This is a genomic window from Halocella sp. SP3-1 (assembly GCF_003953885.1).
In the GTDB taxonomy this organism is placed as follows: domain Bacteria; phylum Bacillota; class Halanaerobiia; order Halanaerobiales; family DTU029; genus Iocasia; species Iocasia fonsfrigidae.
Map to the genome: position 1 here is coordinate 2458283 of NZ_CP032760.1, position 20337 is coordinate 2478619.

At 34.0% G+C, this 20337-nt stretch carries 13 protein-coding genes; 11 read left to right on the top strand and 2 right to left on the bottom strand.

Annotation, left to right across the window (positions count from 1 at the left end; translation table 11 throughout):
- Positions 1-83 precede the first annotated feature (83 nt).
- From D7D81_RS11635 to asnB, 6 genes are all read left to right on the top strand, one after another.
- A complete protein-coding gene (locus tag D7D81_RS11635) occupies positions 84-1280 on the top strand; it encodes an isocitrate/isopropylmalate family dehydrogenase (protein ID WP_125990166.1) in 1197 nt (398 codons plus the stop codon).
- 332 nt (positions 1281-1612) lie between these two features.
- Complete coding sequence (locus D7D81_RS11640; RefSeq protein WP_353622124.1) at positions 1613-2752, top strand: NAD/NADP-dependent octopine/nopaline dehydrogenase family protein; 1140 nt, start codon at positions 1613-1615, stop codon at positions 2750-2752.
- Position 2753: 1 nt separating this feature from the next.
- On the top strand, positions 2754-4406 hold the full coding sequence (locus D7D81_RS11645) for a cobalamin-dependent protein (protein ID WP_125990170.1): 1653 nt from the start codon (positions 2754-2756) through the stop codon (positions 4404-4406).
- Entirely contained in the window at positions 4393-5064 is a 672-nt protein-coding gene (locus D7D81_RS11650) for a Crp/Fnr family transcriptional regulator (RefSeq protein ID WP_125990172.1), read from the top strand. Before D7D81_RS11645 ends, D7D81_RS11650 begins: the two co-directional genes overlap by 14 nt.
- Before the next feature lie 29 nt (positions 5065-5093).
- Positions 5094-6581, top strand: a complete 1488-nt coding sequence (gene lnt, locus D7D81_RS11655; protein WP_125990174.1) for an apolipoprotein N-acyltransferase — start codon at positions 5094-5096, stop codon at positions 6579-6581.
- A 144-nt stretch (positions 6582-6725) separates the two neighbouring features.
- Positions 6726-8567: an asparagine synthase (glutamine-hydrolyzing) gene (gene asnB / locus D7D81_RS11660; protein ID WP_125990176.1), complete on the top strand. Its 1842-nt coding sequence runs from the start codon at positions 6726-6728 to the stop codon at positions 8565-8567.
- A gap of 9 nt (positions 8568-8576) precedes the next feature.
- On the opposite strand, the gene D7D81_RS11665 is transcribed toward asnB, so the two are convergent.
- A complete protein-coding gene (locus D7D81_RS11665) occupies positions 8577-10325 on the bottom strand; it encodes an Rqc2 family fibronectin-binding protein (protein WP_125990178.1) in 1749 nt (582 codons plus the stop codon).
- A gap of 133 nt (positions 10326-10458) precedes the next feature.
- Between D7D81_RS11665 and D7D81_RS11670 the strand changes: the two genes are divergently transcribed.
- On the top strand, positions 10459-13149 hold the full coding sequence (locus tag D7D81_RS11670) for a calcium-translocating P-type ATPase, SERCA-type (protein ID WP_125990180.1): 2691 nt from the start codon (positions 10459-10461) through the stop codon (positions 13147-13149).
- A gap of 211 nt (positions 13150-13360) precedes the next feature.
- Here D7D81_RS11670 and D7D81_RS11675 read toward each other — a convergent pair whose 3' ends face one another.
- Positions 13361-13789: an Lrp/AsnC family transcriptional regulator gene (locus D7D81_RS11675; RefSeq protein WP_125990182.1), complete on the bottom strand. Its 429-nt coding sequence runs from the start codon at positions 13787-13789 to the stop codon at positions 13361-13363.
- A 319-nt stretch (positions 13790-14108) separates the two neighbouring features.
- Here D7D81_RS11675 and D7D81_RS11680 point away from each other — a divergent pair, with 319 nt between their 5' ends.
- The 4 genes from D7D81_RS11680 (at position 14109) to D7D81_RS11695 (ending at position 20274) form a co-directional block, all read left to right on the top strand.
- Complete coding sequence (locus D7D81_RS11680; RefSeq protein ID WP_125990184.1) at positions 14109-15389, top strand: Glu/Leu/Phe/Val family dehydrogenase; 1281 nt, start codon at positions 14109-14111, stop codon at positions 15387-15389.
- Positions 15390-15431: 42 nt separating this feature from the next.
- Positions 15432-16619: a pyridoxal phosphate-dependent aminotransferase gene (locus D7D81_RS11685; protein WP_286169622.1), complete on the top strand. Its 1188-nt coding sequence runs from the start codon at positions 15432-15434 to the stop codon at positions 16617-16619.
- Between the two features lie 213 nt (positions 16620-16832).
- Positions 16833-18155, top strand: a complete 1323-nt coding sequence (locus D7D81_RS11690; RefSeq protein WP_125990186.1) for a citrate/2-methylcitrate synthase — start codon at positions 16833-16835, stop codon at positions 18153-18155.
- An 874-nt stretch (positions 18156-19029) separates the two neighbouring features.
- Positions 19030-20274, top strand: coding sequence for a dicarboxylate/amino acid:cation symporter (locus D7D81_RS11695; RefSeq protein WP_125990188.1), 1245 nt, complete (start codon positions 19030-19032; stop codon positions 20272-20274).
- The last annotated feature ends 63 nt before the right edge of the window (positions 20275-20337 follow it).

Here is a 20337-nt window from a genome sequence, read left to right on the forward strand (position 1 = left end):
TAGTGATATTTATATGGGAAATTGGGATCACTATTTTGAGGTGATCTGCCAATAAATAATTGATATATTAGGGGGCTATATTTATGGATAACTCAGTTGTAGAGAAGGCGAAAGCACATTTTGCTGCATTGATTGAGGATCAATTTGAAAGAATTGAGCAGATGAAAACTGTCAAGGATTTTGTTGATTATGATAATCTGGACAAAATAATAATTGGTGTTGTTGGTGGTGATGGTATTGGACCATTTATTACTAAACAGGCTCAGCGTGTTCTGGAGTTTTTACTAAAAGAGGATGTAAAAAAGGGTAGGGTTGAATTTAAAGTAATAGATGGTTTGACTATTGAAAACCGTGCTAAGTGTAAACAGGCTATACCTGATGATATTTTAGAAGAGCTTAAAAAATGTCATGTAATTTTAAAGGGGCCGACTACTACCCCGAGGGCAGGTGACCAGTGGCCTAATATAGAAAGTGCTAATGTTGCTATGAGAAAAGAACTGGATCTCTTTGCTAATGTACGTCCGGTTAAAGTCTCTGAGGAAAATATCGACTGGATTTTCTTCCGCGAAAATACAGAAGGCGCTTATGCCCTGGGGAGTGATGGTATAAGGGTAAATGATGACCTGGCTGTAGATTTTACTGTTGCTACTTATGAGGGGTCATATAGGATTATTAAGGCAGCCTTTGATTATGCTAAAAAAAGCGGTATGAATAAGGTTACTGTAGTTACTAAGGCAAATGTTGTTAAAACTACTGATGGTTTATTTTTAGATATTGCTAAAGATATTGCTAAAGACTACCCGGAAGTTGAGTGGGATGACTGGTATATAGACATTATGACTGCAAAATTAGTTGATGAAAAACGCAGGAGTCAGTTTAAAGTAATGGTGCTTCCTAATTTATATGGAGATATTTTGACTGATGAAGCCGCTGAATTTCAAGGTGGGGTTGGTACTGCTGGTAGTGCTAATCTTGGTAAAAAATATGCGATGTTTGAGGCGATTCATGGCTCTGCACCAAGAATGGTAAAAGAAGGTAGGGCTAAATACGCTGACCCCAGTAGTATAATCAGGGCAGCCGGGATGTTGCTTGACCATATTGGATATACAGATAAAGCACATAGACTACAAATGGCGCTTGATATTTGTGGTGATTATGAAAAGAAATTAGTACTAACAGGTAGGGAAAATGGTGCTACCGGTGCTGAGTTTGCTGATTATCTTATGGAAACAATTAGAGATGATAATATAGAGAATAAATGGAAAGAGTTTACTGATTAATAAGGTTTAATTTATTATAGGGCAAAGTTGAGCCTGGTAGGGGTTTGTTTGGTGATAAACTGAACATATCTTTGCCAGGTTCATTAATACTCTTAAATTCCTTGAATTTAATATTCATATATGATATAATTGTATAGAGATATTTATACATAAAAAATTAACCCCACATAGGTTCACGTGTGAGGCTTAATTATTCTCATAATTAAGAAAAATTTGTAAATAATGCATATAAAATCTAACTATATAGAGGTGATTTATAAAAGGTAATTTTTAAGGGGGTAATTATTTTGGAGAAATTTGCTGTGTTGGGAGCAGGAAACGGTGGTCAGGCTATGGCTGCATATCTTGCATTAAATGGGTGTAAGGTTAATCTTTATAATCGAAGTAGGGAAAGACTGGAACCAATTATTAAGAAGGGTGGTATATTTCTTAGTGGTATCTACCAGGGCTTTGGCAGATTAAATAAAATTACCGATAACATAGAAGAGGCCCTTAGTGGTACTGATATAATCATGGTTGTTACACCTGCTGTTGCCCATAGATATCTGGCAGAAAAAATGAGTCCTTATCTTAGGGATGGACAGAAAATAATTCTTAATCCAGGTCGGACCGGTGGTACTTTAGAATTTTATAATATTTTAAAATCTAATAATTGTAATGCTGACCTTATTATATCTGAAACCCAGACATTTTTGTATGCTAGTCGTGTTGTAGGACCAGCCCGGGCAAAGATATTTGGTGTGAAAAACAGGGTTGCCATAGCAGCCTTTCCAAGTAATAGAACAAGGGAAATTATTGATAAACTTTATAGAATTTTACCTCAATTTTCACCGGTAGAAAATGTGATGAAAACAAGTTTAGATAATATAGGGTCTATCTTTCACCCGGCCCCTACACTACTTAATATGGCCTGGATTGAATCTACTGGTGGTAATTTCTCATATTATCAACAGGGTATTTCACCAGCTATAAGTAAGATAATGGAAAAAATGGATCAGGAGAGAATGAATGTGGCTGAGTCACTGGGTATAAGCCCTATTAGTGCCTTAGACTGGCTGCGAATGTCCTATGGGGCAAGGGGGAAGAGTTTGTATGAATTACTACAGAATAATAAGCAGTATGAAGGGATAGGGGCTCCAGAGGAGATTAAACATAGATATATACTTGAGGATGTTCCTATGGGCCTTGTTCCAATTTCTTCACTGGCTAATTATTTTGGTATAAGTACACCTACCATAGATATGATTATAGAGCTAGCAAATCTTGTTTATGATACTAATTTCAGGAAAATAGGTAGGACTGTTAAGTCTTTAGGTTTGCTTGGTTTAAATAAAAAAGAAATAATTGACCTGGTGAATAAAGGTAGCATCAGTAATGTTGAGGTACATCCAAAACTGCGTAGGACTTTATATAAGGGTCTGGATAATATAATTTACGGTCAATTTGCAGAATACCAGAAAGAGGTTGAATGAATTGAAAAAACTAATAATTGGTGCTTCTGTTGGAAATTGTGTTCATGTTGCTGGAGTTTTGAATTTCTTGCGACTTGCAGAAGAACACGGCTATCGAGCCAAATTTCTGGGGCCGGCTATTTCTATTAATTATTTGCTTAATGCTGTCGAGGAAGCCTCCCCAGATATGGTAGCTGTAGGTTACAGGTTGACCCCTGAAACAGCTTATAAAATATTAAAGAGATTAAAAGATTCTGTGGAAGAGAGGGGTCTAAGTTCTTACAAATTTGTTTTTGGAGGAACCCTACCAGTTGCTCGTAAAGCTCAAGAGGTAGGGTTTTTTGATGCAGTCTTTAGTGGTCAGGAAGAAATAGAAGAAATTATTGCCTATCTTGAAGGCAAGTCGCTTAGTGATCGAGATATTCCTTATGGGAAAAACCTCCTGAATAGAATAGCTCTTAAAAAACCTTATCCTTTATTAAGACATCACTTTGGTTTGCCCTCTGTAGATGAAACGGTAGATGGTATTAAAGAAATAGCCAAGAGTAAGGTTCTGGACATAATATCTCTAGGGCCTGATCAAAATGCCCAGCAGTCCTTTTTTAGGCCTACCGATATGGATGAAGATGAGAAAGGTGCTGGTGGGGTTCCGATCCGGACAAAAGAAGATTTAATAAGGCTCTATGATGCCAGTAGAACAGGGAATTATCCTTTGATGAGGTGTTATAGTGGGACAAGGGATGTCTTTCAAATGGCAGAGCTTTTGCTCGATACGATAAATAATGCCTGGTGTGCTGTTCCCCTTTCATGGTATAATAAGCTTGATGGACGTGGTCCAAGGGGGTTACTAGCATCAATCAAGGAAAATCAGTTATTGATGAAATGGCATGGTGAGAGGAATATACCTGTTGAGGTTAATGAATCACATCACTGGAGTTTGCGTGATGCCCATGATACCATTGCTGTAGTAATGGCTTATTTAGCTGCTTATAATGCTAGAAAAATGGGAGTAAAAACATATATTGCTCAATATATGTTTAATACTCCTAATGGAACAAGTGCGGATATGGATATTGCGAAAATGATGGCTAAAAAAGAGTTAATTGAAAATCTTAAAGGAGAAAATTTTCAGGTTTTAACACAGGTTAGGGCTGGTTTAAGTAGTTTTCCAGCACAGCCTGATAGGGCTAAAGGTCAACTGGCTTATGCTACTTTTTTAGGGATGTCTTTAAGACCAGATATTGTCCATGTTGTTGCCTACTCAGAAGCTGATCATGCTGCTTGGAGTAGTGATGTTATTGAAAGCTGCCAAATTGCCCGTCAGGTAATAAATAATTTAGTGTATAATTATCCTGATATAAGTCATGATCCAGAAATCATTAAACGAAAACAAAAACTATTATCTGAAAGTAGGGTGTTATTAAATCATATAAAAAATTTAGCTGATACTGGTGTTGCTGACCCCTGGTCTGACCCTGTAACTCTTACCCGGGCAATTAAATCTGGCCTTATTGATGCACCACACTTAAAAGGTAATTCTGAAGGGGTTGGTTTACTTAACACTAAGATAGTAAATGGAGCCTGTTATGCCTATGATTACAAGAAAAATAAGATACTTAGTGAATTAGATAGAATCGAACAATTAAAGGAGGTTTCAAGCAATGGGTACTTATGAGCCATTTTTAAGGAATTTTATCCTCTTTTCTGAGATGAGTGATAGTGATCTTATTGCAATCAGTGCTCTACTGGAGAGTAGTAGTTCCCACAATGGAGAAATAATCTTTATGCAGGGTGATATAGGGAATAATGTTTATTTCATAAAAAAGGGTAAGGTTAAGGCTGTAAGAAACAACGTAAATGGTGATGAACAGATACTCGAAATACTTCAGCCAGGTGATGTTTTTGGGGAAGTAGTTTTATTTGGTATAGATGAATACCCTGCTACTGCTATCGCCCTTGATGAAGTGGAACTTGTCTTTTTATCAAAAACGAGATTTAAAGAATATTTTACTGCCAATCCACAGATAGCCTGGGGGATGTTAAGGGTCATGGCTAAAAAACTGTACAGAGCGCAGAGAAAAATAGAGAACCTGGGATTAAAAGACACCCGGGCCAGGGTGGCTACCTTAATTATTGATATGTTGATTGACTTTGGGGAGACAGAAAATGAATTAGTACTGGACATCAATAGGCAGGAAATGGCAAATTATATTGGAACCAGCAGAGAGACTGTTAGCAGGGTCTTAAGTGATTTTAAAAATAAAGATATTATAGAGGTTAATGGCAATAGGATATTTATCAAAGATTTTAGTGCTTTAAAGGAATGGACATAAGCCTGCTGGGTAATAGTATAAATTAAGGGGTGATAATACTGGAGGTAGTATTAATTATACTGGCAGGTATTTTAATTACAATTCCTGTCAGGTTTTCAGCTTTATTTTTTTTAGCGTGGTTTGGACTAATCCCCTTTATATATGCTATCTCTGGTGATAAGCCCTCCCAGGGGTTTAAAAAAGGGGTTTTTCTGGGCATAATAATAGTTCTGATGACATCATATTGGTTATATTACCCACTAAGGTATTATAGTGGGTTGTCTCTGATGTTCTGTCTTATTATATTATTGAGTTTTTATTTGCTGCTTGCTGTTTTTTACGGTCTATGGGTCTGGTTTTATTTATACATAAAGAGAAATAGGTCTATAAATCCTCTCTGGCTGGCGCTTACCTGGACTGCCTTTGAGTATATTAGGTTTAGAGTATTTCGGCCGTTTCCCTTTGCTTTTATTGCTTATACACAGGCATCTTTTAAACAATTATTACAATTTGCTGATCTTGGTGGAGTATTTTTAATAAGCTTTATTGTTATTTTAATAAATGCTTTTTTTTATAAGTTCTTTATTGAAAGAAAGAAAGGGAATGCTTTATTTATTATTATAATTTTTATAATTATTTTTTCTTATGGAGGTATTAAATTATCAAATTATAAGAACCAGGATTATAATTATATAAATCTAGGAATTGTTCAAACAAACCTGGATCCGGTAGAAAAATGGAAAACAGCAAACATTGAATCAAATATAAATTATCTTGTAGAAGAGTCCAGGAAAATAAATGATATTAATTTAATTATCTGGCCAGAATCATCACTTACCTTTGACTTTATTAGAAATGAGTATTACCGGGAAAGATTTGTGGGATCATTAAAGGGTATTTCTTTTCCTCTTTTAACAGGGAGTCTATCAATTATAGATGATGACTTCAAAAAATATAATAGTGTTTTTCTTCTTGCAGCAGATGGTAAAATAATGGGGAGATATAATAAAATAAAACTCCTTCCCTTTGGGGAGTATATTCCTTTCAAGAAATTAGTTGAAAAAATAACTGGCTATACTAACTATCCCATTTATCCGGGAGGGGATATCAATATTATGAACTTACCGTCATTTAGCTGGCGGACAGTTATTTGTTCTGAGATTCTCTATCCAGATTTTGTTATGAAAGGGGTTGAGGAGGCAGATTTGATTATAAATCAGTCCAATGAGGCCTGGTTTCAGGGTAGTAATTTGAGCCGACAGATGTGGACAACTGCTGTTTTCAGGGCTGTAGAAAATAGGAGGGCTGTAGTGAGATCGGGTAATAAGTCCTTTGGAGGTGTTATTTCTCCAGCTGGTATAAATATTAAGAAGATCTATTCAGGTGATATGTCAACTGTTAAAGCTGCTGTTCCTTTAAATCGGGAAACTACATTTTATCAGCTGTATGGTGATTTTATTGGTTATATATCAACCCTGATTCTGTTGATACTATTTTTGTTAAAGATTTTTTTAAAGTATCTTAAATATAAACAGTAAATTTTTAGTATTGACTCTGTGTCTAATTTACACAGGGTCTTTTTTATATGTAGAAAAATATCTAAAATTGCTATCATGTATACAGTCAAGATTGAATAATAGTACATATGAATAATATAGTGTATTAATAAGGGAGGCCAAAAAATGTGTGGAATTGCTGGTTGGATTGATTGGCATAGGAATATAAGTGATAATTTAGATATTTTAGAGGAAATGCAAGAAAGTCTTAGCCATCGTGGTCCTGATGATGGTGGTGACTGGTATTCAAATAGGGCAGGATTTGCACACAGGAGATTAATAGTAATTGACCCTGAGGGGGGCAAGCAACCTATGCTGGCTCAACAGGGCAGAAAAACCTATGTCCTTGTCTATAATGGTGAACTATATAATACAGAAGATCTTAGACAGATACTTCTTAATAAAGGTTATAATTTTAATGGGCATTCAGATACAGAGGTTTTATTACAGTCCTATTTAGAATGGGGAGAAAGGTGTGTTGATTACTTTAACGGGATATTTGCCTTTGCTATCTGGGATGTCTGTGAAGAAAAATTATATATGGCCAGGGATCGGATAGGTGTTAAACCACTTTTTTATGCTCAATTAAAAAATGGTCTTGTTTTTGCATCAGAAATAAAGGCTTTATTAAAACATCCTGAAATAGAACCCTGTATAAATGCAGAGGGGCTGGCAGAGGTATTAATTCTAGGCCCAGGTAGAACACCTGGTAACGGTATATTTAAAGGTGTTATGGAATTGAAACCTGGTTTTTCTTTGACATACCAGAAAAACAGTCTGAAACTCACTAAATACTGGGAACTTGTGAGTAAAGAACATACAGATACGCTAGCTGAAACAGTGGAAAAAGTCAGGTATCTTTTTAGTGATTCTGTAAAACGCCAATTGATTTCAGATGTGCCGATCTGTACTCTACTATCAGGTGGTCTAGATTCCAGTGCTATTAGTGCTGTAGCCAGTAGAGAGCTGAAAAAAAATGGCTATAGGGGGTTAGCTACATATTCTGTTGACTATGAGGGTAATGAAAGGTTTTTTAAGGCAAATGATTTTCAACCTGAAACTGATAATTACTGGGCGGCTAAGGTAGCAGATAACATTAACTCCAAGCATCATAATGTAGTGCTGGATAATCATCTTTTAAGTGAAAAATTAAGGGAGGGTGTTTATGCCAGGGATTTACCGGGGATGGCTGATATTGATGTTTCCCTGTATTTACTGGCTAAAGAGATAAAAAAGGATTTTGTTGTAGCAGTATCTGGTGAGTGTGCTGATGAGATATTTGGTGGTTATCCCTGGTTTTACCGAGAGGAAGCCCTGGGAGCCGGTATTTTTCCCTGGTCAAGGAGGTATAGAGAACGGATAGCCTTATTATCCAGGGAAGTCAAGGAGAGAATTTCCCCTGAAGAATACCTGTTTGAGAGATATCAAGAGGCATTAGCTGAGGTTCCTGTCTTAGCAGGTGAAGATGAGAAGAACGCACGTATGAGAGAGATGTTTTATCTTAATTTGACACGTTGGATGCCTGTTCTATTGGATAGAAAGGATAGAATGAGTATGTATACTGGATTAGAAATCAGAGTACCTTTCTGTGACCACCGGCTGGTAGAATATCTCTGGAATATACCATGGGAAATGAAGTCTTATGGCGGACAGAGAAAGGGATTACTCCGTGAATCCCTTAAAGGTATTCTTCCAGAGTCGGTTAGAAATAGACCTAAAAATCCTTATCCCAGGACCTTTAATCCCCTTTATTATCAGGAAACAAAAGCCTTGTTAATAGATATATTGAATAATAAAAACAAGCCACTACATTCTGTGATAGATATAGAAGCAGTACTTAATCTAACTGAGAAGAAAGGGGATTTTGATATCCCCTGGTTTGGTCAATTAATGCGTTTACCTCAGCTTTTTGCTTATCTTCTGCAATTAAATATCTGGTTGGAAGACTATCATGTAAGAATATCTTAGCCCGGTTTTTTAGTTCTTTAATTTACTGATAAGTTCTTTAGCTGGATTGGCATATAGGGTCTGGTATTCTTCATAATATACCAGGCCTGGTTTAGCTCCCTTTGGTTTCCTGACATTTTTTACTTTTGTATAATCAACAGGTACATTTTCTGACATTCTCCCCTTACTATAATAAGCAGCTATAACAGCGGCTTCATTAACTGTTTCCTGGGGTATATTGTCATTTGTATGGTTTCGAATTATTACATGTGAACCTGCTATTTCCTTGACGTGCAGCCAGATGTCTTCACTATGTGCAATTTTTTTGGTCAGCCGGTCATTCTGATAGTTGTTACGACCGGCCAAAATTTGATAACCTTGTGAAGATATAAATTTATAAGGTGGTAATGGTTTGTCGCTTTTCTTTTTTTGTTTGTTTTTCTTTTTTTCTTTAAGATAGCCCTCTTTGATTAATTCTTCTCGAATTTCTTTCAAATCACTTTGAGATTCAGCCTGCTCGATGTTCAGGGAGACCTGTTCTAAGTATCTTTCTTCATGTCTTAAAATACCCAGTTGTTTTTTAAGGTGTTTAATGCTTTTTTTAACTTTATTATATTTCTTATAATATTTCTGCGCATTCTGAGCCGGTGTTAAAGAGGGATCAAGGTCAATTTTAATTTTACTTTGTTCTACATCAAAATAATTTACTAATTCAATCTCTTCTAATCCCTTTTTTAGCTGATATATATTAGCTGTAATCAATTCACCATATTGCTTATACCTATCTGCGTTAGCAGCATCCTCTAATCCATTATGGTATTTCTTTTGTTTTTTTCTGTTTTTAGTCAGGTATTTATTAATAATATTATTCAGTCTATCTTTAAATTTATCTAGCTTATTATTGGTAACTTCATTGGAATAATAGTAATCAAAAAGTTCGCCGGTACCGGGATAGGTATGATCCTTTATATTTTTCTGGTGGAGTAAGGGATAGGCAGATAGATAAGAAATATTATTATGTTTATCCAGTCCTACAGCTGGTCTAAATTTCCCCTGTTTAACTTCTTGAAAGATTGATAAAAAACTGTTTTTAATTCTTTCTCTATCTTCCTTACTAAGGGTTGAATAATCGATTTTAAAGTCAATACCTGCCCTAAAAATGATTTCTTTTGCCATATAGGGTCCAATACCCCGGTAATTGTACATAATTGCCTTATATGCCCGGTCAGAAAAATCATCAGGTATATATGAAAAAAAATCCTCTTTACTAACAACTGTTGGGTCAATCTTATCCTGTCTCGGTGGATATTGATAATCTAAACCAGGATATAATTGACGCTGTTGGCTCTGCTGTTTGTTTATCCGTTTTAAAGCATCAAGGATTATACCATCTTCATTAATCAGTATTATATTACTGTATTTCCCCATAACTTCAGTAATAAGATAATATTTTTCCTTTCTTAATTTTATGTGAAAAATAAGTATTCGTTCGAAATCAGGTTGCTCTATTTTATCAATAATACCGCGGTGGAGATATTTGCGTAATAACATACAGAAATCAGGTGCCTTAAGGGGGTTTTCATAATCCAAATTACTAATATGAAGGCGGTTGTAAGCAGGGTCTGTTGAAATAACCATTTTTCTATTTTGGTTCTCACACCTGATAGTAAAACTAAGGGTATCATTATTTATTTGATATATTTTATCTATTCTTCCCCCCAGAATATTTTCTGTTAAATCTTTTTTAATAGCTGCCAGCATAATACCATCAATTGACATGATAAATCACTCCTTTAACTAATTATAGTATAAGGTATATCTATATATCAGTCAATTAAATAGATTGTTCTTTTTATTGAGCCCTGTGAATAGTATTAAAATGATAGAATTGCTAAACACAGGAGTGATTATTATGTTAGCAGAAAAGGAGTATTACCTCTTAAATCAGGAAGAACTTATTGATTGTTTTGGTTTTTCCTTGACAGATGGTTTATCAACAAGGGAGATCAGAAAAAGGCAGCTGCAGTGTGGTAGAAATAGATTAGTCACCTCAAGCAGCAAGGGAATCTTATCTATCTTTATTGACCAGTTCAGAGATTTTATGATAATTGTTTTAATGGCGGCAACCTGTTTATCATTTTTAATGGGTGAGATAAGTGATGGAATTACTATTTTTGCTATTATAATTATTAATGGGATTATGGGTTTTATTCAAGAATATAGGGCAGAGAGGTCATTGGTTGCTTTAAAGAAACTGGCTGCACCAGAAGCCAGGGTTATTAGAGATGGCAGACTTGAGGAAGTGGCTGCTGAGGAATTAGTACCTGGTGATTTAATTGTTTTAGAAGCTGGAAATCGTGTCCCAGCTGACTGCAGATTATTAGAAGCAGCAGGTCTTCAGGTAGATGAATCACTCCTTACTGGTGAATCAATAACAGTTGCTAAATCAACAGGGAAATTATATGCAGCTGATCTTAATATCACAGAACAAACAAACATTTTATTTATGGGAACAACAGTTACCCGGGGCAGGGCAAAAGCAGTAGTAGTTAATACAGGTATGGATACTGAAATGGGCAAGATAGCAGACCTGCTTAATAATGAAAATGATAATATGACACCACTTCAAAAAAGATTAAAACACCTTGGTAAATGGCTGGTAATTATGAGTCTATTACTTACTTTTTTGATAGTGATTGTTGGTATTTTAAAGGGGCAGTCCATTTATCAAATGTTTCTGGCAGGTGTCAGTCTAGCTGTTGCTGCAATACCAGAGGGGCTGCCTGCTATAGTAACCCTTGTTCTAGCCCTAGGTGTACAAAAAATGATCAATAATAATGCAATTGTTCGCAAATTACAATCGGTGGAAACACTTGGTTGTGCCACAGTAATCTGCTCTGATAAAACAGGAACCCTTACTAAAAATCAGATGACCTTAAAGAAGATATATTTGAACCATAGAATAAACAACTTTAATCCCGACAGTGAGCTTAAAGACCTTGAGAAGGTATTAAAAATTGGTGGTGTTTGTAATACAGTACAGCTCAAGGAAGCAGAAAATAATAGTAAACTTAATCGAGTAAAGGAGTTTTTTATAGGTAGTAAGATACCGGAGTTTCTAGGTGACCCCACAGAAATTGCTCTGGTAAGGGCTGTTTATGACTATGGGTATAGTTTTACTTCTTTGAAAAAAGACTATCAAATAAAAGCAGAAGAGGGTTTTGATTCGAAACGAAAACGAATGTCAGTTATTGTTCAAATGCCTGAAGGTGATACTGAATTATGGATCAAGGGAGCCCCGGAACTTATTTTGCAGAGGTGTACCTATCTAGAAGTCAACGGAAAGAAAGAAAAAATGACTGAACAGTTAAAAAGAGAGGTACAGCGGGCTAATGATTCTATGGCCAGAGATGCCCTGCGTGTTCTAGCTATAGGCTACAGAAAGGTAAATAATAGAGTAGCTAAAAATAGAGCGGCAAATTATGAAAAAGATTTAACTCTGCTGGGATTAGTTGGTTTAATTGACCCTCCCCGTGAAGAGGCATACCAGGCTGTATTAAGTTGTCATAAGGCAGGTATAAAACCAGTAATGATTACTGGAGATCACAAGATTACTGCTCGTGTTATAGCAGAAGACCTTGGTATTATTCCAGGAAGAGGTAGGGTTATTACAGGTGAAGAGATCAAGGGAATGGATGATAAAACACTAAATAATATTACCAGAGATGTAAGGGTTTTTGCCCGGATATCCCCCGAAGATAAGTTGAGGATTGTCAGGTCGTATAAAGAAAATGGTGAAATAGTTGCGATGACAGGTGATGGAGTTAATGATGCCCCTGCAGTAAAAGAAGCAGATATTGGGATTGCCATGGGTGAACAGGGTACCGATGTGACCAAAGAAGTGTCATCACTTATCCTGGGTGATGATAATTTTGCTACGATTGTTAAAGCTATTGCTGAAGGACGGAAAATATATAATAATATCCGTAAATTCATTCGTTATTTACTGGCCTGTAATACTGGTGAATTGCTGGCTGTTTTTCTTGGTATCCTTATGGGGTTACCTATACCACTATTGCCGATACAGATATTATGGGTGAATCTGGTTACTGATGGACTGCCTGCTTTGGCACTGGGGATGGATAATGATAGTGATGATGTAATGGAAAAACCACCCCGGGATCCAGAAGAGAGTATTCTGGCAGGTGGTATGGTAGCTCATCTTGTTAGTCAGGGTTCATTGATTGGTATTAGTACAATGACAGCATTTTTAATAGCCATCTATCATCTGGGAGTTGATCTCAATACAGCTAGAACTATGGCTTTTTCTACGCTTGTATTTTCTCAATTGTTTTTTGTATTTAGCTGTCGTTCAGAAGATTATGCTTTCTGGCAGCTTTCCCCGTTTTCTAATATCTATTTACTTGGGGCTGTATTACTGTCATCTATAATGCAGCTGGGGGTAATTTATTCTCCATTTTTGTCCAGATTCTTTAAAACCAGCATATTAAATATAGAACAATGGATTATTGTCTTAATTCTTTCTTCCTGGTCAACTATTGTCATTGATCTGATCAGGGGTATTTTCAGGAAGAAAAGGTAAGGTATCAAATTAGTAATTTTAAGAGTCTGTTCGAAATGTATTAGTATATACCGTCAGGGATTATATATCCCTTCACTCAACGGTAACACCTTAACTTCGTTCAGGGATATATAATCCCCTATTTATATCTTTTCGAACACACACTTTAAGTCTTTTTATAAAAAGACTTAAAATTACTAATGCTTTACTTCTTAATATAGATGTTTTCTTTTTATAGTATTGACCTTCTTTTTATCTGGTCAGAGAGAACAATTAAAGTATTAGTACTACCATATCTTTGTATTTGGTATATTAATGATTCTAAATCATTTACTTCTTTAAAAATAGCTTGTACAACCATAGAGTAAGAGCCGGTTACATGATGACAGCTAATTACGTCTGAATGATTTTTTATTACGTCCATAAATTCTTTTCGTTTATCAATATCTATAGAAACATTGATTAAAGCACGGATGTTTTTGCCTAATTTAGCAGGGTCTATAATTGCAGTATAGCCTTTAATTACTTTACTGGTCTCTAATTTTTTAATTCTTTCTGAGACAGCAGGGGCAGTTAATCCTACTTGCTTACCAAGGTCTTTCATAGATATACGGGCATTTTCTTGTAAAATTTTTAAAATTTCATAGTCTATCGAATCCAAGAGAACTTCCTCCCCTATATTTAAATTAATTATATAAAGAAATATACTTATACAATTAATTATAACATATAGTATAAAAAATATAAATAATATATTTTAAAGGAATTATCTAATACACTTAATTTTATAAATACTAATTTGAATATAAAAACCCGCTAAATAAAATAAAGCTAAAATATTATATATTAAAATAAATAAAGTAAATATATATTAATCTTTATTATTAAAGTAGTATTGGCAAAAATATTTACAAAGATTAAGTCAAGTGTTATTATAAAAATGCAAGATAAATTTACTTAAATTAAAGGGGGCTTTTATAATGACAGAAAAAACCTTAAATCCATTTGAAATTGTTCAATTACAAGTTAAGAAGGCATGTGATGAACTAGGAGAAAATGAAGCAGTTAGGAAAATTTTGAGTGTACCAGAGAAAGTAATGGAGGTTAATATTCCAGTTGAGATGGATAATGGTACAACAAGAATATTTACTGGATACCGGGTCCAGCATAATACATCTGCTGGACCAACTAAAGGTGGAATCCGTTTTCATCCTAAGGTAAATAAAGATGAAGTTAAAGCATTAGCCACCTGGATGACCTTTAAATGTAGGGTTATGGATTTACCATATGGTGGTGCCAAAGGTGGTGTAATTGTTGAGCCCAAAGAATTATCTATCAGAGAACTGGAAAGGTTAGCCAGGGGTTATGCCAAATCTATAGCTCAAATTATTGGTGAAAGAGTTGATATTCCAGCTCCAGATGTGAATACTAATGGACAAGTTATGTCCTGGATGGTTGATGAATATTCACTTTTAAGAGGTGTTGGACAAACTTTACCTGCTGTATTTACAGGAAAACCAGTTGAATTTGATGGTTGTCTAGGAAGAACAGAAGCGACTGGATATGGTGTTGCTATTATAGCAAGGGAAGCTAGTAAGTTAAAAGATTTAGAGATGAGTGGAGTAAGATTCGCAGTACAAGGTTTTGGTAATGTAGGAAGTCATACAGCTATGTATGCCGAAGAAATGGGCGCAAAGGTAGTAGCAATATCTGATATAGATGCTTGTTTAATTAATGAAAAAGGTTTAGATGTAAAAGCTTTAATGAAATATATGAAAGAAAACCGAACTATTTCAGGATATCCAAAAGCAGATGAAATAAATCGGGATGAAATATTCAAGCAAGAGTGTGATATTTTTGCTCCATGTGCTCTGGAGAATGCTATAACAACCAGAAATGTTGAGCAAATAAAAGCTGATATTATTGTTGAAGGGGCAAATGGACCAACTACACCTGAGGCAGAAAATGAATTGTTAAAAAGGGGTGTATTAATTGTTCCAGATATATTAGCCAATGCTGGTGGTGTTACGGTTTCATATTTTGAATGGGTACAAAATCTTCATAATTATTACTGGTCATTTGAAGAAGTACAGGAAAAGCAAGAAAGAAAAATGGTAGCAGCTTTTAAATCTGTAGTAGAAATGATGAAGGCTAAGAATGTGGATATGCGAAAAGCTGCTTATATGATAGCCATTGAAAGATTGGCTACACCAATGCGACTTCGGGGTTGGTTTAAAGATGGGACTTATAAACGAGCATAGTAATTTAAACTATAATTATAATTTAATGAAAGAGGTGAAAAAGTGGGTAGGGAGTTATCTAAAAAAAATTCAAATATTTCTCCTTCTGTTACCCTGGCTATTTCAGCCCAGGCTAAAGAAATGATAGCAGCCGGGGAAGATGTAATAAATTTTGGGGTTGGAGAACCAGATTTTAAGACTCCAGAAAATATAAGGAAAGCTGCTATAAATGTTATTAAAAATGGTAATATTGGTTATACAGCAGCATCAGGATTGCCGGAGTTAAAAAATGAAATATGTAAAAAATTCAAGAAAGATAATAAGCTTGATTATAAGCCAGATAATATTATAATATCATCTGGAGCAAAACACTGCTTATATAATGCTTTTCAAGCTATATGTAATCAAGGGGATGAAGTTATAATAGCTGTACCGTACTGGGTAAGTTATCCTGAGTTAATAAAGATGGCAGGTGCTAAACCAGTAATGGTTGAAACTACTGAAGAGGAAGAATTTAAATATACAAGAGAAAAACTGAAGAATGCTGTAACTAATAAAACAAAGGCAATCCTACTAAATAGTCCTAATAATCCAACTGGGACAGTTTATGAAACCGATGATTTAAGGATTATTGCTGAAATTGCTAAAGAAAACAATATATATATAATAGCAGATGAAATATATGAAAAATTAATTTATAAAGGTGAACATGTTAGTATTGCTTCTCTTGGTGATGAGCTTAAAGAATTAACTATAGTGATAAATGGTGTATCAAAGTGTTATTCTATGACTGGATGGCGAATAGGTTATGCAGCAGCCAATAAAGATATAGTAAAAGTAATGTCAAATATTCAAAGCCATGCAACCTCTAATCCTAATACTATTGCCCAATATGCTAGTATTGAGGCCTTAAGTGGGCAGCAAGCCTCTCTTGATATAATGAGAGCTGCTTTTATGAAAAGAAAAAAATACATGTTTGAAAAAATTAACTCAATAGACAATTTGTCTTGTCTTAACCCTAGAGGGGCATTTTATGTAATGATGAATATTGCTGAAGTTATAGGGAAAAACTTCAATGGTTATCAGATAGACAATTCAATGGATTTTGCAAAATACTTATTGGAAAAAGAAAAGGTAGCAGTTGTACCAGGTATAGGATTTGGTATAGAAAACTATGTACGGTTATCTTATGCCACATCTATGCCAAATATTAAAGAGGGATTAAAGCGAATTGAAAAGGCTTTAATTTAAGTTACTTAATATTAAAATAATTTGTAATATATAATCTCTGTAAACTGAATACTTTTCGAACAGCACTTTAAATATTTTATAGAATTTAGTATAATTAAATATATATTTAAAAATAAAGACCTTAATCAATAATTTAAACTAATATAATTAAGGTCTTTATTTTAGTTTTTTACTAAAAATATATATTAAAAATTCAAGATTAGAGGTGAAAAAATGGATGTTAATAAATGGCTTAACACGGTTTCAGGAGAAGTGGAAAGGGTTAATAAAATTTCTAAAGAATACTATAATAAATATGATATAAAACAAGGATTAAGAAATTCTGATGGCACAGGAGTTGTTGTTGGTTTTACTAAAATTGGTTCTGTCCATGGCAGTAAATATGTTAACGGTAAAAAAATACCTGTTGATGGAAAGTTAATATACAGAAATATAGAAATTAATGATTTAATTAAAAACTTTAATGAATTTGGATTTGAAAGAACTGTATATTTACTATTATTTGGGAAATTACCATCTAAAAATGAACTAGATAATTTCAATGAAATTCTGGATGGTTATCGAAGAATGCCACCAGCTTTTACTGAAAATATGATCTTAAAAAGTCCTAGTAATAATGTTATGAATAAATTACAAAGGAGTATATTAGCCTTATATTCCTATGATCAAGACCCTGATAGTCTGGAGATAGATAAAATTTTATTGCAAAGTATAAAATTAATTGCTAGATTTCCAACGATTATTTCTTATGGGTATCAAGCAAAGTGTCATTATTTTGATAATCAAAGTTTGTATTTGCATAATCCCAAAAAAGGTATTGGGACAGCTAAAAATATTTTGCATATGATTAGAGCTGATAACCTTTATACTGCATTAGAAGCAGATATATTGGATTTACTATTAATATTACATGCAGAACATGGTGGAGGAAATAATTCTGCTTTTACAACCCATGTTGTTTCTTCAACTGGAACCGATACTTATTCGGCAATAGGAGCAGCTGTAGGAAGTTTAAAGGGTCCTAAACACGGTGGTGCAAATTTAAAAGTAGTAGAGATGGTTAATGATATTAAGGCACATATTGATTATACGGATATGGTGCAACTAAAAGATTATTTAATTAAAATATTAAAGAAAAAAGCCTTTAATAGAAAAGGTTTAATCTATGGTATGGGACATGCAGTTTATACTAAATCTGATCCTAGGGCAGTGATCTTAAAAGAAAAAGCTGCAGAATTGGCTAAAGAAAAAAATCAAATGGACGAATTTGATTTATATTGTAATATAGAAAAATTAACAAAAGATATTTTTAAAGAACTTAAAGGAGAGGATGCAGAAATATGTGCTAATGTAGATTTATATTCCGGGTTTGTTTATAAACTTTTGAACATACCTAAAGAACTATATACACCATTATTTGCTACAGCTAGAGTAGCCAGTTGGTGTGTTCATAGAATAGAACAGCTTGTTAGTGACGAGAAAATCATTAGGCCGGCTTATAAATCATTAAAGAATGATGAATCTGGAATGTATTAAAGTGTGTGTTCGAAAAGAATTATTTTAGGTGATTATATTTCCCAGAACGAAGTTAAGGTGCTACCGTTGCGACACAACATTAAACTGTTCTTGTGGGCTCAAGTCAAATACGGAGTACTTGTGGTGCAAGTCGATTCATTAGTACTGGCCTCGATATTGCGTTTGAGAAAGAAGAGGGCAGTGAGTGAAGGGATATATAATCACCGGGGTATAAGCAGTGACTTTTCGAACAGACTCTTAAAGTTATATTAAGTGAAAATGGAGAAGTGTATAATTATTATAATAATAATGCTAATAAGTTTGTTTAACTTAATATTATTAAGTATAATAATATTATTTTTTGAAAAACAAGGAAATATGTTAATATTCATTTGATATATACTTTACATTTTTCTTGTATAATATTAAAATAATAATATATTGTCGATTTAGCTGATAAATCAATTGAATATTTATAGAATTTGGAAAATATTAGGCGATTTTAGTGAACCTGATTAATTTATCTTTAACTAATAGTATATTATAATTTTGTATCTATCAAGTTATATATATAACTTGATAGATACAAGTTAATTACTTATGGAGACGGGGCAATTGGGGAATATGCTATTCTTGATGGACTAATACTGATATATTATTGCTTAATAAAACGAAGTAAGTGTGTAAAATTCTTTATTTACTTTCAGAAGATGCGACATTATATTTAAAGAGTGTTAATTATCGAAAAAGTATCTTTATTCATAAATTAAAAAATATTAACTATAATTTTAATACTAAATAAAATTATAAAAGAAAAAAAGGGGGATGAAAGAGTTATTTTCTATGTAAAGAATTAAAATAAGATTTACTTGTGAAAAATCATAGGGGGGATAGAATGACAGTTATAAACAAATGGAATGAGTTACAATTGCATAGTAAAATTTTAATAGGATTAATTTTAGGAGTTTTGGTAGGGCTTATCTTTGGACCACAGGCCAGCCTTATAAAACCAATTGGTGATGTATTTATTAGATTGATTAGAATGATAATTGTACCATTAGTCTTTTCTTCGTTAGTTGTAGGTGCAGCAAGTGTTGGAGATCCGAAACGTTTAGGAAGAATTGGTGGGAAAACAATTCTTTTTTATCTTGTTACAACCGCTTTTGCTGTAATTATTGGTTTGTTTTTAGGGAATATCATTCAACCCGGTGTGGGGTTAGATATGGATGTTGGACAAGTTGCAATGAAAGCAGCAGAGACACCATCTTTAGCTGATACATTGGTACAGATGGTTCCGAAAAATCCTGTTGTAGCATTAAGCGAAGGGAATATGTTGCAGATTATCGTTTTTGCACTCTTGATTGGAATTACTATAGCTTTAGTTGGTAAAAAAGCAGATCCAGTTTTAAATGTATTTGATTCTTTTGCTGAAGTGATGTATAAATTGACTGAAATGATAATGAAATTTGCTCCTTATGGTGTTTTAGCATTAATTGCTTCTGTAGTTGGTTCTTATGGTCTTTCTGTACTATTACCACTTCTGAAAGTCATTATTGCTATTTATTTAGGTTGTTTATTACATTGGCTGATAACCTATACAGGTGCAATTAAATTATTTAGTGATTTAAGGGTAAGTAAATTTTTCAAAGGAATTAGGAGTGCACAGATTTTTGCTTTTAGTACTTGTAGTAGTTCAGGGACTTTACCAGTTACTACTGAATGTACTCGGGAAAATTTAGGCGTTTCTGATAAAATTTCAAGCTTTGTATTACCTTTAGGTGCAACTATAAATATGGATGGAACGGCCATATATCAAGGGGTTTGTGTTTTATTTGTTGCTCAGGTTTATGGTATGGATTTAAGTATGGCACAACAGCTTACAGTAGTATTAACAGCTACTTTAGCTTCAATTGGAACAGCAGGTGTACCATCAGCAGGTTTGGTTATGTTAACTATGATTTTAAAGAGTGTTGGATTACCATTAGAAGGGGTAGCATTAATTGCTGGAGTTGATAGAATTTTAGATATGGCTAGAACTGCAACTAATATTACAGGAGATAGTGCAGCAGCTGTAGTTGTTGCTGCTTCAGAAGGTGAAATAGATGTAGAAGTAGGAAATGCTAATACTATAAATGCATAAGTTAAAGAAGCTGTCTCAAAATAGTTTTATGAAACAAGTTTTTGGGCACTCTAAAAATCTCTG

Bases quoted from the DNA above. Each gene is read 5' to 3' on its own strand.
- D7D81_RS11635 (WP_125990166.1), top strand. From the start codon at position 84: ATGGATAACTCAGTTGTAGAGAAGGCGAAAGCACATTTTGCTGCATTG.
- D7D81_RS11695 (WP_125990188.1), top strand. From the start codon at position 19,030: ATGACAGTTATAAACAAATGGAATGAGTTACAATTGCATAGTAAAATT.
- asnB (WP_125990176.1), top strand. From the start codon at position 6,726: ATGTGTGGAATTGCTGGTTGGATTGATTGGCATAGGAATATAAGTGAT.
- D7D81_RS11690 (WP_125990186.1), top strand. From the start codon at position 16,833: ATGGATGTTAATAAATGGCTTAACACGGTTTCAGGAGAAGTGGAAAGG.
- D7D81_RS11640 (WP_353622124.1), top strand. From the start codon at position 1,613: ATGGCTGCATATCTTGCATTAAATGGGTGTAAGGTTAATCTTTATAAT.
- D7D81_RS11650 (WP_125990172.1), top strand. From the start codon at position 4,393: ATGGGTACTTATGAGCCATTTTTAAGGAATTTTATCCTCTTTTCTGAG.
- D7D81_RS11670 (WP_125990180.1), top strand. From the start codon at position 10,459: ATGTTAGCAGAAAAGGAGTATTACCTCTTAAATCAGGAAGAACTTATT.
- D7D81_RS11680 (WP_125990184.1), top strand. From the start codon at position 14,109: ATGACAGAAAAAACCTTAAATCCATTTGAAATTGTTCAATTACAAGTT.
- D7D81_RS11665 (WP_125990178.1), bottom strand. From the start codon at position 10,325: ATGTCAATTGATGGTATTATGCTGGCAGCTATTAAAAAAGATTTAACA.